The 13,594-nt window shown below is 61.3% G+C and carries 12 protein-coding genes; 10 read left to right on the plus strand and 2 right to left on the minus strand.

All coding sequences use genetic code 11. The features are described 5' to 3' along the window. Positions 1-3: 3 nt before the first annotated feature. The 5 genes from kdpF to AC3WW4_RS04715 are packed head-to-tail and all read left to right on the plus strand — an operon-like array spanning position 4 to position 5,409. Positions 4-96 (plus strand): K(+)-transporting ATPase subunit F, encoded by a 93-nt coding sequence (gene kdpF, locus AC3WW4_RS04695; protein WP_081961321.1) that lies wholly within the window; start codon positions 4-6, stop codon positions 94-96. After that, entirely contained in the window at positions 93-1,796 is a 1,704-nt protein-coding gene (kdpA, locus tag AC3WW4_RS04700) for a potassium-transporting ATPase subunit KdpA (protein WP_488827225.1), read from the plus strand. The genes kdpF and kdpA overlap by 4 nt, the downstream gene beginning before the upstream one ends. Before the next feature lie 10 nt (positions 1,797-1,806). Continuing rightward, the gene (gene kdpB / locus AC3WW4_RS04705; RefSeq protein WP_488827226.1) at positions 1,807-3,879 is read left to right on the plus strand and encodes a potassium-transporting ATPase subunit KdpB; all 2,073 of its coding nucleotides are present in this window, start codon (positions 1,807-1,809) and stop codon (positions 3,877-3,879) included. Between the two features lie 21 nt (positions 3,880-3,900). Next, positions 3,901-4,521, plus strand: a complete 621-nt coding sequence (gene kdpC / locus AC3WW4_RS04710) for a potassium-transporting ATPase subunit KdpC (RefSeq protein ID WP_035038914.1) — start codon at positions 3,901-3,903, stop codon at positions 4,519-4,521. Between the two features lie 24 nt (positions 4,522-4,545). Then, complete coding sequence (locus AC3WW4_RS04715) at positions 4,546-5,409, plus strand: TorF family putative porin (RefSeq protein WP_488827227.1); 864 nt, start codon at positions 4,546-4,548, stop codon at positions 5,407-5,409. 269 nt (positions 5,410-5,678) lie between these two features. On the opposite strand, the gene AC3WW4_RS04720 is transcribed toward AC3WW4_RS04715, so the two are convergent. Beyond that, a complete protein-coding gene (locus tag AC3WW4_RS04720; RefSeq protein ID WP_488827228.1) occupies positions 5,679-6,419 on the minus strand; it encodes a helix-turn-helix domain-containing protein in 741 nt (246 codons plus the stop codon). Between the two features lie 124 nt (positions 6,420-6,543). Between AC3WW4_RS04720 and AC3WW4_RS04725 the strand changes: the two genes are divergently transcribed. Next, the gene (locus AC3WW4_RS04725) at positions 6,544-8,130 is read left to right on the plus strand and encodes an AAA family ATPase (RefSeq protein ID WP_488827229.1); all 1,587 of its coding nucleotides are present in this window, start codon (positions 6,544-6,546) and stop codon (positions 8,128-8,130) included. Here the strand turns inward: AC3WW4_RS04725 and AC3WW4_RS04730 are convergent. Beyond that, entirely contained in the window at positions 8,120-8,386 is a 267-nt protein-coding gene (locus AC3WW4_RS04730) for a hypothetical protein (protein ID WP_488827230.1), read from the minus strand. The genes AC3WW4_RS04725 and AC3WW4_RS04730 overlap by 11 nt on opposite strands. A 276-nt stretch (positions 8,387-8,662) precedes the next feature. Here AC3WW4_RS04730 and AC3WW4_RS04735 point away from each other — a divergent pair, with 276 nt between their 5' ends. From AC3WW4_RS04735 to AC3WW4_RS04750, 4 genes are all read left to right on the plus strand, one after another. Next, positions 8,663-9,307: a hypothetical protein gene (locus AC3WW4_RS04735; protein ID WP_488827231.1), complete on the plus strand. Its 645-nt coding sequence runs from the start codon at positions 8,663-8,665 to the stop codon at positions 9,305-9,307. A gap of 190 nt (positions 9,308-9,497) precedes the next feature. After that, positions 9,498-11,042: an IS21 family transposase gene (gene istA, locus AC3WW4_RS04740; protein ID WP_488827232.1), complete on the plus strand. Its 1,545-nt coding sequence runs from the start codon at positions 9,498-9,500 to the stop codon at positions 11,040-11,042. A gap of 26 nt (positions 11,043-11,068) precedes the next feature. Then, positions 11,069-11,845, plus strand: coding sequence for an IS21-like element helper ATPase IstB (gene istB, locus AC3WW4_RS04745; protein WP_488829690.1), 777 nt, complete (start codon positions 11,069-11,071; stop codon positions 11,843-11,845). 177 nt (positions 11,846-12,022) lie between these two features. Next, positions 12,023-13,540: an ankyrin repeat domain-containing protein gene (locus AC3WW4_RS04750; RefSeq protein WP_488827233.1), complete on the plus strand. Its 1,518-nt coding sequence runs from the start codon at positions 12,023-12,025 to the stop codon at positions 13,538-13,540. Positions 13,541-13,594 lie beyond the last annotated feature (54 nt).

Genomic DNA, 13,594 nt, shown 5'->3' on the forward strand with positions numbered 1-13,594 from the left:
GTCATGAGTGGCGAGTTGCTGCTGTGTGGAGGCCTAGCCGTGGGGTTGCTGGCTTACTTGATCGCGGTTTTGCTCAACCCGGAGGACTTTTCATGAACACCCAATCTTTGGCTCTAATAGGCCTGTTCTGCGTGGTGCTGCTGGCCGCGGCATGGCCCTTGGGGCGGTACATCCATGCAGTGATGGAGGGGCGTGTGACCTGGATGCGCCGGGTTGAAACGCCGCTCCTGCGTGTCTGCGGCGCGCAGCCTGAAGTTGACATGGGCTGGAAGCGTTACGCACTGTCGCTGATCTTGTTCAACTTGTTGGGCGTCATCGCGGTCTATGCCTTGCAGCGCCTGCAGCATGTCCTGCCTCTCAATCCGCAAGGAATGGGTGCTGTGACACCGGACTCTGCATTCAACACAGCCGTGAGTTTCGTGACCAACACGAACTGGCAGGGATACGGTGGTGAGTCGACGATGGGTTACCTCACACAAATGCTCGGTTTGGCGGTGCAGAACTTCCTGTCGGCGGCAACTGGGATCGTGGTGGTGGTGGCCTTGATCCGCGGCTTTGTGCGTCACAGTGCGCAGGGGCTGGGGAATGTCTGGACCGATTTGATGAGGGCCACCTTGTGGGTGCTGCTGCCCATTGCCTTCGTGTCCGCGGTGGCCTTGGTTCACCAAGGCGTGATTCAGAACTTGCTGCCTTACGTTGAGCTCCAGACCCTGACCGGTCAGAAGCAGACAGTGGCGATGGGACCAGTGGCCTCTCAGGAAGCCATCAAGATGTTGGGCACCAACGGTGGAGGCTTCTTCAACGCCAACTCGGCACACCCGTTCGAGAATCCGACTGCTCTGAGCAACTTCATTCAGATGCTCTTGATCTTCCTGATTCCGGCGGCGCTGTGCTTCACGTTTGGTCGCATGGTGGGTGATGCGCGCCAGGGCTGGAGCGTGATCACGGTGATGTTCGTGTTGTTCATCGCGGGGGCATGGTCGGCCACGTACTTCGAACAACAAGGCAACCCGATGTGGCGTGAGCTTGGCGTGAACCAGGCTCAGACGATGGATCAGGCAGGCGGCAACATGGAAGGCAAGGAGGTGCGGTTTGGCATCGTTGCGTCTGCCCTGTTCGCCACTGTCACGACCGATGCCTCGTGTGGCGCGGTCAACGCCATGCACGACTCCTTCACCCCACTGGGCGGCATGGTGCCGTTGATCAACATGCAACTGGGTGAGGTGGTGTTCGGTGGTGTGGGGACGGGCCTTTACGGCATGCTGATCTTTGCGGTGATGGCGGTGTTCCTGGCTGGACTCATGATCGGCCGCACGCCGGAATATTTGGGCAAGAAAATCGAGGCCTTCGATATGAAGATGGTATCGATGGTCATTCTGATCACGCCAATTCTGGTGCTGGCAGGGACGGCCCTTGCCACGTCGGTAGAAGCTGGGCGTGTGGGTGTGGCCAATCCGGGGCCACATGGTTTCTCTGAAATCCTGTACGCGCTCACTTCTGCCGCGAACAACAACGGCAGTGCGTTCGGCGGTTTGTCGGCCAACACGCCCTTTTACAACGTGCTGCTGGCCGTAGCGATGTGGTTCGGTCGTTTTGGTGTGATTGTGCCTGTGCTGGCCCTGGCGGGCTCTCTGGCAGGCAAGAAGCGCCTCGCGGCTCACCAAGGGACCATGCCCACACATGGCCCGTTGTTCGTGGTCCTGTTGATGGGGACGGTACTCCTGGTCGGTTTACTGAACTACGTTCCGGCGCTGGCCTTGGGTCCGGTGGTGGAGCAACTGATGCTGTGGCGTTGAAGGAACCAACATGACACGTTCTGTTTTCAAGTTGTTTGACCCCGTGTTGCTGCAGCCCGCTGTGCTGGATGCATTTCGCAAGCTTGATCCGCGCATGCAATGGCGCAACCCCGTGATGTTTGTGGTCTACGTGGGCAGTTGGCTGACCACCGGTTTGGCGATCCATGCCTTGTCCGGTGGTGGCAGCGGCGGCGAGTCGTCGGGCTTCGTTGTTGCAGTTGCCTTATGGCTGTGGTTCACGGTGCTGTTCGCGAATTTTGCCGAGGCGCTGGCGGAGGGGCGCAGCAAGGCCCAAGCCGCTTCCTTGCGCAGCCTCAAAAAGCAGACCTGGGCCAAGAAGCTTGAGTCGGCTGATGTCGGGGCGAAGTGGCATCCCATCGAATCGTCGGAGCTGCGCAAGGGTGACCACGTGATGGTGCAGGCTGGCGACGTGATTCCGGCGGATGGCGAGGTGATCGACGGTGTGGCCTCTGTGGACGAGAGTGCCATCACCGGTGAATCGGCACCGGTGATTCGTGAGTCGGGGGGGGACTTTTCTGCTGTCACAGGCGGCACGCGAGTGCTGTCGGACTGGATCATGGTGCGGGTGTCGGTGAACCCGGGAGAAACCTTTGTCGATCGCATGATCGCGATGGTCGAAGGCGCCAAACGCCAGAAAACCCCTAACGAGATTGCCTTGACCATCCTCCTGGTGGCCCTGACCATCGTCTTTTTGGTGGTCACTTGCAGCCTGTGGCCGTTCTCAGCGTTTGGCGTGATGGCCTCTGGGGCGGGGGAGCCGGTGTCTGTCACGGTACTCGTGGCCTTGTTGGTGTGCTTGATCCCGACAACCATCGCCGGGCTGCTGTCGGCCATCGGTGTGGCGGGTATGAGCCGCATGATGCAGGCCAACGTGATTGCCACATCGGGTCGGGCGGTCGAGGCTGCCGGGGACGTGGATGTGCTGCTGATGGACAAGACGGGCACCATCACGCTGGGCAACCGTCAGGCCAGCGAGTTCCTCCCGGCACCAGGTGTGAACAAGGCCATGCTGGCCGATGTGGCTCAGTTGGCATCACTGGCCGACGAAACGCCTGAAGGTCGCAGCATCGTGGTGCTGGCCAAACAACAGTTTGACCTGCGTGGCCGTGACCTGCAGTCCCTGAACGCTAATTTTGTGCACTTCTCGGCCCAGACGCGCATGAGTGGCGTCGATCTGGGTGAACGCCAGATTCGCAAGGGGGCGGCCGAGGCCATTCGCAAGCACGTGATCGCATTGGGCGGGCATTTCCCGAGCGCCGTTGATGCCGAGGTTGAGCGTGTGGCTCATCAAGGCAGCACCCCGCTGGTCGTGAGCGATGGCGCTCATGTGTTGGGTGTGGTTGAACTCAAAGACATCGTCAAGGGTGGCATCAAGGAGCGCTTTGCCGAGTTGCGTCGCATGGGCATCCAGACCGTGATGATCACTGGCGACAACCGTCTGACGGCCGCGGCCATTGCTGCCGAAGCCGGGGTCGATGACTTTCTGGCTGAGGCCACCCCTGAGATGAAGCTGGCGCTCATCCGACAGCACCAGGCTGAAGGCCGGCTGGTGGCGATGACGGGTGACGGCACCAACGATGCGCCCGCTTTGGCGCAGGCCGACGTCGCCGTGGCAATGAACTCGGGCACACAAGCCGCCAAGGAGGCCAGCAACATGGTGGACCTCGACAGCAATCCGACCAAGCTCATTGAGGTGGTCGAGACTGGCAAGCAGATGCTGATGACACGCGGCTCGCTGACCACTTTCAGTGTGGCCAACGACATCGCGAAGTACTTTGCAATTGTTCCAGCGGCCTTCGTGTCGACCTATCCGCAACTGGCGGCGCTGAACGTCATGCACTTGACCAGTCCGACCTCGGCGGTGCTGTCTGCCGTCATCTTCAATGCGCTGATCATCATGTTTTTGATTCCGCTTGCGATCAAGGGTGTGCCGTATCGCGCGCTGGGCGCTGCCACGCTTTTGCGCCGCAACCTGCTGATCTATGGCCTGGGCGGGGTGCTGGTGCCCTTCATCGGCATCAAGCTGATCGATCTGGGCTTGAGTTTCATGGGCCTCGTCTGAGGTCACGACTAGGAGATTCACATGCAGTCGCAATCACCATCTCATTCGTACGTTCGTCCTGCCGTCAGCCTCTTCGTGATGTTGTCAGTGGTGACTGGTGTGGCCTATCCACTCGCGGTAACAGGCGTGGGGCAGGGGCTGTTCCCTGCGCAGGCGAACGGTAGTCTGGTGTCGCACGATGGCGGCCAGGTTGTCGGGTCTCGCCTGATTGGCCAGGCCTTCACCGACCCTGGGCATTTTTGGTCGCGCCCATCGGCGACGGCGCCGACGCCTTACAACGCGGCGAACTCGGCAGGCTCCAACCTCGGGCCGCTGAACCCCGCCTTGTCAGATGCGGTCAAGGCACGTGTCGAGGCTTTGCGCGCCGTTGATCCAGGGAACACCCGTCCCGTTCCGGTGGATCTGGTGACCGCGTCCGGCAGTGGGCTGGACCCGCACATCAGCGTGGCCGCGGCGCAGTTTCAAGCCGCTCGCGTGGCCAAGGTACGTGGCCTGCCTCATTTGGTGGTTCAGGACTTGATCGACCGCCACACCGAGCAACCGTGGCTGGGCTTCTTTGGGGAGCCACGTGTTCACGTTCTGGCGCTCAACATCGATGTGGACGCGGTGGCTCGGGCACGAACTTCCAGTGGACAGAACTGACCTTCGTCAAAACGGATGAACAACATGAACAAACTCACTTCTTTGTACCGGTTTGCTGGCCGGGTAAGTGCTTGCCTCGCTTTGTCTTCTCTGTCCATGGTGAGCCGTGCGGCGCCTGACCCAATTGATGCCAAGGCCCTCACCATTGCGAGCAACATCAGCGTGGTGAACCACTATCGCTTTCGAGGCATTGATCAGACCTGGGGGCACCCCGCATTGCAGGGCGGCGTCGATGCTAATTGGTCGAATGGCTGGTACGCCGGCCTGTGGGCTTCCAATGTGTCGGGTAACAGTTACCCAGGCGGGTCGCTGGAGCTGGACTACTATGGAGGCTTCAGTGGGCGTTTCGGGGATGACTGGAGCTTCTCTGTGGGGGGGTATGGCTATGCTTACCCCGGCGCCAACCTTGCCCATTCGGCTTGTCCTTCTGCAGCAATGGCTGCGCCATGCTCACAAGTCTCTCAACGCTTTGACACCTTCGAGGTTAATGCAGGGATGAGCTGGAAGTGGGTGAGCTACAAGCTGTCGATTTCGGCGACCGATTATTTTGGCGCCAATGTTCGCACGGGCTACAGCGCGGGTAGTCGGGGTACGCGATATCACGACCTGTCGGTTAACTTGCCTCTGAGCGACCGAGTCAGCCTCGTTGGGCATTGGGGGAGAACTGAGCTGCGAGTTCGCTACGATGGCATGAACCCCTCGTACAACGACCTGAAGCTGGGGGTCAACGCGACGTGGGGCGACGGTTGGAATGGTGGGCTGGCGTGGGTCAGAGCGGGGAATGACCGCTTCTATCGACCTCCTACGGGTGGGTTGTCGTATGCCAGTCAAGAGACAAAAGACCTCAATCGCAGTGGACTGGTCCTGCAGTTCGGGCGAACCTTTTGATCGATAGCGCGAGTTGAAACACACAGACAACAGTCAAACTCGCGACTCGACGAGAGAGCACATCCAAAGGAGGCACTTTGTCGCCCGTCAAAGCACCACACTGCTCGCACTGCAGAAGGTGAATGTCCCCAGGACCTCGCGCGCATTCTTTGAGCTGGCTTCTAAAAGCTCAAAGAATGTGGCCGCTGGGCAGATTTCGCCAGTAATCAGGCACGGTGGCCGATTGGGGACAACTAGAAGGGTTGATGCGTCCAACAAGACAAGGCTGTTCATCGATTGCGGCCACATGCCGAGTTCAGGGCATCTTGATGGCTGGCGACCCACTTCGCCAACTCCGCAGGACTGACACCAGCGCTCAACGCTGACCTCAGTGCGCGTTCCAGCTGCACCCAGCCTGCGGGGTTGGCCGTATTGAACGCCAACTCAGCGGCATGGCCTTCATTCAGCCGATACAAGAGGCCATCCAGCAGTTCGTCGTCGCCGACGTCCATGGCAACCTGCTGCGCCAGCTCCAGCAAGGCATTGCTGGCCAATTGAACGGAATCGGTGCTGATGCCTGCCAAGGCACACGGCAGGGTCACCACGCGCTGCGCATGGGTGATGCCCGCGACGTCTGCCAAGCCGCTGGTGTCCGGTGTCACGGCCAGCCGTATCCAGGCGCCGCCCCATTGCAGAAAGCGGGTTTTGGTCAGGCCTGGCTGCTCGTCCTGGAAGAGCCATGTGGGCGGACTGTCTTTGGCTTCCAGCAGTGTGCACACCGCTCTCAGTAGATCCAACTGCCCACAGTCTGCCCACTGGTGCAGCACGTCGCCACGCAACTGCCCACCCTCGATGCCCAGGTGATGCGTCAAGGCCGTCACCCGCGCAGCGGAAATCACCTGAGGCTTGCCGCGCAGCCAGACCGACAGGTTCGCCGTACGGATGCCAGTGGCTTGGGCAACGGCGCTCAGCGTTTGCCCACGCAAGCGCAACAAGGTACTGGCCAGTTGGGGTATTCGGTCTGGACTCATGGTGCGCATGCCGTGGAACGAGCTATCACTGTAATTCACTATAAGACGAGAGGTTAGCTCGATTCCGGGTTTGCCTGATTTGCCTCTTGTTGTTATAGTAATTTATAGTCAAAAATCAAAGTCCATGGCAACCTCATCACGTTACCGCACCATGAGCCGAGCAGCCTACCTGCGAGCCATCGCGGCCATGAAGGCGCGTCACCCTTGGTTGGGAAGTCAGGTGGTCGAGCCCGCGCCGGGCCATATGCTGGTGGTGGAGCAGTTTCTGGCCAAGGCTGAGCTGCTGATGCAGCCTGAGAACCTGCAGGGCACACCACTGTTCTGCGCAACCACCTACCGCGACAGGCTTTGTCTGCGGATGGAACTCACTAACGCCAGTGTGAGCCGCGACCGGGCTTTGCTGGATTTGATCGATGTCTCGCGACACGCCGCACAGCAGCACTGCCCTGTTTGCGGCGCTCCGGTGATTGGCGGCGATGCCAATGCAGGCCAGGGTGTGCGCTGTAAAAGGCACGAGGCATCCATAGGGCTGTTCACGGAAGACATCAAGCGCAACCGCAGGTTGGCGTTGGGGCTGGGCTTGCTGCCAGCGCCCGCTGAACGTGTGCGTTCGATCCGAGGTGAGCCCATCGATCCATCGGTGCCCATGGACGAGGGTGTGTCATTCGTGGTGCAAACCTTGCACCACGAAACCCCGCTCGAACCACCGCTGGCACCTTCCAGCCCGCCGGCCGCGCGAGCCACGCCGCAGATCGCCTTTCTTGACGTCAGCGGCTTGCGCAGCTTCGTGGACCGACACCGCACTAAGTCTGAGGAGAAAGCCAAGCGTGCCCATCACATTGCCGAGCGCATCCGCGCAGCAGGCCACGAGCGTCGTTGCTTGGGGGAACTCCCCGATGATTGGCCTGACCTGATTGACGAGTTCACTTGCAACTTCCCAAACTTTGCAGAAGTGGCCGAGGTTCTGCACGACTATTTCGCGCTGCATGCCATGGGTGATGGGCGCGTGTCCTGGTCTCCCCTCTTGCTGGTGGGACCGGCTGGCATTGGCAAGACTGAGGCCGCACGGTGGCTGGCAGAGCGGTTGTGCCTGCCTTTCCGCGTCATGGACATGGCCAGCGCACAATCGGGCTCGCCACTGGCCGGGTCGGAGTCGTTCTGGAGCAACTCGGAGCCCGGTGTGTTGTTCGAATTGCTGGCCTATCAACCTAAAGCCAACCCGGTCGTGGTGCTGGACGAGTTGGACAAGACCGACAAGGACCGCCCGTACGACCCGCTGGCAGCGCTGTACACGTTGCTGGAGCCTCGCAGCGCTCGTAGTTTCATCGACCTGTCCATTCGAGACTTCTCGATTGATGCCAGCCATGTGAACTGGATCGCCACGGCCAACAGTGCGGACAACATTCCGGCGCCGCTGTTGTCACGCATGACGGTGCTGCAGGTGCAGGCCCCAACAACTGAGCACGCGGCTCACATTGCCCAACAGATTTATGGGCGCATGCGGGCGGAGAGCCCTTGGGGTTCGGCCTTCTCGCCGAGGCTGGATGAGCAGGTGGTGAACCAGTTGAAGAACTTGCCACCAAGAAGCGTGGGCTTGGCGATCAAGCGCGCGCTGGGGCGGGCTGCGCGGGAAGAGCGAGATTACATTCGAGTTGGAGACTTGCCATCCATGCCCAGCCCAACTCGCAATCCAATGGGATTCACGGCATGAGCCCATGCAGTGCAAAACAGAAAAATTCTTCAGCGGTCGCGCGGGATACGAACTGAAGCCAGATCTCTAACCTTTCGACTGTTGCCGATGTGCGCAACACAACCATTGAAAGGTCCAGTATGTCCAAGTCTTCTGCCAAGTCCACTCCCATGACCAGCCAAGCTGCTGCACGCATCCAGTCGTCAACCGCAAAGTCCAACGGCGGGCAGGTGGCTGCTGGTAGCTTCGCTTCGCGGGCACAGAGCTCGGCTGCCACGAATCAAGGTGGCTCCAAGGGCTCGAAGTAAGCTCAGTTGAGCCTGGCGCCAGTGATGGTGCCGGGCCCGAAACTGCCAATGAGATACAGCAACGACAAGACGGTGTCCGCCTTGGTGCGAACACGGGTCAGCTCAGTTTGGAAGTACGTGAACGGGAAAACGCATGGCAAGCTTGTTGCGCCGAATGGCCGGAAGCTTGCAGTGCCCGGAACCCCAAGCGACTGGTGGGCCAGCCTGAATTTCCGCAGGGACATTCGCCGCATCGGCGCGATCAAATGACCATGACAAAACAATTACCCCCGTATCCGAGATTCGGCGAGTGCATCTCGGCCTTGGCCGGAGCAATAGATGCCAACAAGGCCGGAAGTGATGTGGGACGCTTGGCCAGAGAAGGCGATTTCGATTGGCGACGGCTGGATATGGTCATCGACGAGGTACTCGTTGACAACAGCGCAACTGTCATTGGAGATATCGCTCATCAAATCTTCGCACGCTGGGTATCCTCAGTTCGGTCCGCCTATACCCATCTGGTGCTCAGCGTGTCACTGGATGCCCTGGGGCGAAACGAAGCACTTCCGGTCTTGGTTGAGCATTTCTTTGCCCCATTCGGCGGACAACTGCTGCTGCAAGTCAGCGCCGAGCTGCCGGGCCCTGACTTGCAGCGGTTGCTTGCTGACAGCGAGCAGCCGCTGCGGGTGACATTCGAATGGCTGGACGGAGCCGTCGGAGGCCCTGTAGAAAAACTGCTGTATCCGGGGAGCACAGGATCGGCTCGGTTTGAGCAGGAAAAAGTACGTAAGTGGCGTACCGGCACCGACATTCCTTCAGCGCAGAGCATCAAGCTGTTTTACCGAAAGCTGGTCGAGTGCTGGAAGCCCATCCCCGCTGTCACCGACCGGCGTAATGGAGCCACTTCGTGATCGGCATATTGGAGCCAGCCGATGATCGGCGTTATGGCACCAGTGCGTGATCGCCGTATTGGAGCCAGCGGCGGATCGGCGTAATGGAGCCAGTCTGCGCTGACTGAACAGCCTCCCGAATCGATTCGGGCCATCTCTACCCTGTGGGCTTTTTGCCTGGAGACAGGGAATGGCCCGCAGGAGATTCGAGATGCATCACTACCGACAGGCCCTGCTGCGCATGCGTCAGGGTGACTCCGACCGGGACATTGCCGACGCCAAGATCATGGGGCGGCGCAAGGCTGCCCAGTGGCGGGCGCTGGCCCAGGTGCATGGCTGGCTGGATGCCCAGGCACCGCTGCCCGACGATGAGGCCGTGGCGGCCGCCCTGCAGCCACCCAAGCGCGCCAGTACCACTGTCTCCAGCCTGGAAGAACATCGCGACAAGGTGGCCGGCTGGGTCGAGCAGAACGTGCCCGGCACAGCCATCCACCAGGCGCTGCAGCGTCAGCACGGCTGGACGGGCAGTTACTCGGCCGTGCGCCGCATGGTCGCCGGCATCCGCGCCACCTTGCCGCCGGAGGTCACCTGCCGCCTTGACTTTGCCCCGGGCGAAGCTGCCCAGGTGGACTTCGGTGCCGGCCCCATCTTGCTGCACCCGGATGGCAAGCCGCGGCGCACCTGGGCCTTCGTGATGACGCTGGCGCACAGCCGCCACCAGTACCTGGAGTTCGTCTGGGACCAGACGGTGGCCACCTGGCTAGGCTGCCACCGCCGAGCCTTCGAGTGGTTCGCAGGCGTGCCCGAGCGCGTTGTCATCGACAACGCCAAGTGCGCGATCACGAAGGCTTGCGCCCAGGACCCGGTCGTGCAGCGCGCCTACGCCGAGTGTGCCGAGGGCTACGGCTTCAAGATCGACCCGTGCCCGCCGCACGACCCGCAGAAGAAGGGCATCGTCGAGGCGGGCGTCAAGTACGTCAAGGGCAACTTCCTGCCGCTGCGCGAGTTCCGTGACCTGGCCGACCTCAACGCCCAAGCCAGGGCGTGGGTCATGGAGACGGCGGGCCTGCGCATCCACGGCTCCACGCGCCAGCCACCGCTGGCACTGTTCGCCCTGGAGCAGCCGCTCTTGAAGCCACTGCCGGCCATCGCGCCGGACCTGGGCACCTGGCACAGGGTGAGCGTGCACAAGGACTGCCATGTGCAACTCGAGCGCATCTTGTACTCGGCCCCGTTCGCGCTGGTGGGCAAGACGCTGTGGCTGCGGGCCACCGATGCGGTCGTGGCCTTGTACGAGGACTACCGACATGTGGCCACGCACCCGCGAGGGCAACGCCCCGGCCAGCGGGTCACCTGCAAGGCGCACCTGCCGCCTGAAGCCCAGGCCTTCTTCGCCAAGGACCGTCAGTGGTGCGCCAGCCAGGCCGCTGAAGTCGGCCCCCAATGCCGAGCGCTCATCGAGCGGCTGCTGGCAGACAACGTCCTGGAGCGGCTGCGCGCCGCACAGGGCGTGCTGGGTCTGCTCAAGCCCTATGGCGCCAAGCGGCTGGAGGCTGCCTGCGCGCGGGCCCTGGCGCACGAGTCGCCGCACTACCGCACCGTCAAGACCATCTTGAGCACGAAGGCGGATGTGCAGGGCGCTCAAGCCGACAGCCACACCCCGCCTGCCTATGCCGGCACCAACCGCTTCACGCGGCCTGCCGCCGAACTCTTCCCCACTCCATCCCCAACCTCGCAGCCCAGCTCGCTGCATTGACCCCCAAGGAGATCTCCATGACCATCATGAACCCCGCGCCCGAACTGGGCCCCCAACTCAAGCAACTGCGCCTCTCAGGCATCCTCGACTCGCTGGAGGCCCGCAACCGCGAAGCCATCCAGGGCAAGCTGGCCTACACCGACTTCCTGGCCTTGCTCATCAGCGATGAGGTGGCCAGGCGCGAGCAAAAGAAGTTCAGCTCGCGCCTGCGCCGAGCCCAGTTCCGCACAACCAAGACGCTGGACCAGTTCGACTTCGAGCGCCTGCCCAACCTCAACCGCAGCCTGGTTCACGACTTGGCCACCGGGCGGTATCTGCAAGAGAAGGCCCCTGTGCTCATCGTCGGCCCCTGTGGCACAGGCAAGTCTCACCTGGCTCAGGCCCTGGGGCACTGCGCCGTGCGCCAGGGTGTCGATGTCATCTTCACCACCTGCGCGTCGCTCACCCAGAGCCTCAACGCCGCGCGCGCCACGGGCGGCTACGAACGTAAGCTCGCCACGCTGGCACGCGTGCCGCTGCTGATCATCGATGACTTCGGCCTCAAGCCCCTGCGCTCGCCCGCAGACGAGGACCTGCACGACCTCATCGCTGAGCGCTACGAGCAGGCCGCCACCATCGTCACGAGCAACCTGGACTTCCCCGAGTGGGATCAGGCCTTCCCCAACAACCGATTGCTGGCTAGCGCCACCTTGGATCGCCTGCGGCACAACGCCTACTGCATGGTCCTCGACGGTGCGTCGTATCGCGCGCCCAGAACCGCCGCCGGCAGCGTCAAATCCAGCCCCGCGAAAGCGGCAAAATAACCCTGTTCCTCAACCCCCTCGGGAGCCCTGTTCAGCAGCCAGAAACTGGCTCCATTACGCCGAACATCCCTGGCTCCATTACGGCGATCCGTGACACCCGCTTGCCCTGTTTGGCTGCTGATTGCCTCTGCCCTGTCACGGCTAGAGAGGCAATGGCCGGGATCACTGCGGTCTTTGATGCTCCTTCAGGCGCGAGGGATTGCATCGCCCAGCAGACCTGTTGAGGATGTTCTCTCCGAGTTGGTCGTCCGCGCCGGACAGGCATGGCCCGAGCTCGCCGAAGCTGGCGGTCACCTGTGGCACGACCTGCGCCGAACGTCAACAAAGCAGCCTGGGGATCGGGAACGCACCTGGCAGCAAATCGAAGCACTGGAGCAACTGGCAAAACGCCTTGACCCAGAGGGACATACCGCCTACCACTACAGCTGGATGAAGGGCCGTTGGCATGCGCTGTCCGGGCAGTACCAAGAAGCACTCCCGCACTACAAGCAAGCCTTCGAGCAGGCATGCTACCGAGCGGGACACCAGATCAAAGACATTGTTTCCGAAGCGTCCTGCCTCTCGGCCTTTCTGCCGAAGGAGCGGGTGTTTCTGAAACAGCTCAAGCACGTCGGCATAGTCCTCGGGCTCTACCGCAAACCTGAAGCGGGAACGGTTCTTGAAGATTGGGAGCTTGATCAGCTTGCGCTGCAGTTGCCGGTCGAATTCCCAGCTTGCGGACGGTTCGTTGAATGTCAGCAAGATCTGACCGATGAGCCGATCCAAGGATGGCTTTTCCTTGACCGCGACGCCATCTCAAAGATGAAGCCCGATCTCAAGGCGCCGAGCCGCCTGCGGGCAGTGCACTCGGCGGATGGGCAGGTTCGGCGCTGGCCACAGTTGCGCCTCTTTGCTTCCTTCGGACTTCTTGAACAAGTCCAAGCGCTGCTTGACGCGGGCGCCTCGGTAGACGACCTGGACAGCTCAAACGCCTCCCCACTGCTCTGCGCAATTCAGCACGCAGAGCAGACGGGCAGGCGCGAGGTGCTGGACCTGCTTCTTGTCCACCCCCATCAACCAGCCACGATCAATGCGTTGACCCAGCGCAAGCGACTGATGCCATTGATGTGCGCGATCGATCTTGGTCTGCCTGATGTCGTGGCTGCCTTGGTCGAGCAAAACGCAGATGTTGAACAGCGAGCTCTGACCGACAACCAGTCGCCGCTGTACTACTTGGTGTCCCAGATGTCCGGGAGGGTCAACCCAACCCAGATGCTGTGCACGCTGACTGCTCGAATGATGCAAGAGCCCGACTCGGTGCTTAAAGACACGTTGCGTCGATTTGGCGTCGGGCTCGCAGGCGCATTCGGATCAAACACAACCGCTCTGAGCTCGCATCAAGAACTGGCCATTGCTGTGGCCAAAGCAATGGTTGACCGGCACGTTTCAAGGCACTCAGTTTCCAAGTTGATGAGGATCGCCGCAATACTTTTGGAGGCTGGTGCCAAGCCAAACGCAACTCACAGATACCCGGTTCCTGGCCGAACACCGCTGATGTTGGCGGCCGAGAGTGATTTGCCCGAGCTGCTTGATTTGATGATCCAACGTGGTGGTGATCCACTCATGCCAGATGCACACGGGCAAGACAGTTGGCAGATCGCACGTGCCTTTCATTCAAGGCGAGTACTGAGCTACCTGAGCCAAAGGTACCGTTGACGACAGGCCCGTGGCGTTTGTCCGTGCAGGCTTGCAACTGCAGCCGAGTGTTCA

The organism is Aquabacterium sp. TM01 (genome assembly GCF_057808345.1).

Excerpts from the sequence above, each read along its gene's own strand:
- kdpF (WP_081961321.1), top strand. The coding sequence starts at position 4 with ATGAGTGGCGAGTTGCTGCTGTGTGGAGGCCTAGCCGTGGGGTTGCTG.
- kdpA (WP_488827225.1), top strand. The coding sequence starts at position 93 with ATGAACACCCAATCTTTGGCTCTAATAGGCCTGTTCTGCGTGGTGCTG.
- kdpB (WP_488827226.1), top strand. The coding sequence starts at position 1,807 with ATGACACGTTCTGTTTTCAAGTTGTTTGACCCCGTGTTGCTGCAGCCC.
- kdpC (WP_035038914.1), top strand. The coding sequence starts at position 3,901 with ATGCAGTCGCAATCACCATCTCATTCGTACGTTCGTCCTGCCGTCAGC.
- AC3WW4_RS04715 (WP_488827227.1), top strand. The coding sequence starts at position 4,546 with ATGAACAAACTCACTTCTTTGTACCGGTTTGCTGGCCGGGTAAGTGCT.
- AC3WW4_RS04720 (WP_488827228.1), bottom strand. The coding sequence starts at position 6,419 with ATGAGTCCAGACCGAATACCCCAACTGGCCAGTACCTTGTTGCGCTTG.
- AC3WW4_RS04725 (WP_488827229.1), top strand. The coding sequence starts at position 6,544 with ATGGCAACCTCATCACGTTACCGCACCATGAGCCGAGCAGCCTACCTG.
- AC3WW4_RS04735 (WP_488827231.1), top strand. The coding sequence starts at position 8,663 with ATGACCATGACAAAACAATTACCCCCGTATCCGAGATTCGGCGAGTGC.
- istA (WP_488827232.1), top strand. The coding sequence starts at position 9,498 with ATGCATCACTACCGACAGGCCCTGCTGCGCATGCGTCAGGGTGACTCC.
- istB (WP_488829690.1), top strand. The coding sequence starts at position 11,069 with ATGAACCCCGCGCCCGAACTGGGCCCCCAACTCAAGCAACTGCGCCTC.
- AC3WW4_RS04750 (WP_488827233.1), top strand. The coding sequence starts at position 12,023 with ATGCTCCTTCAGGCGCGAGGGATTGCATCGCCCAGCAGACCTGTTGAG.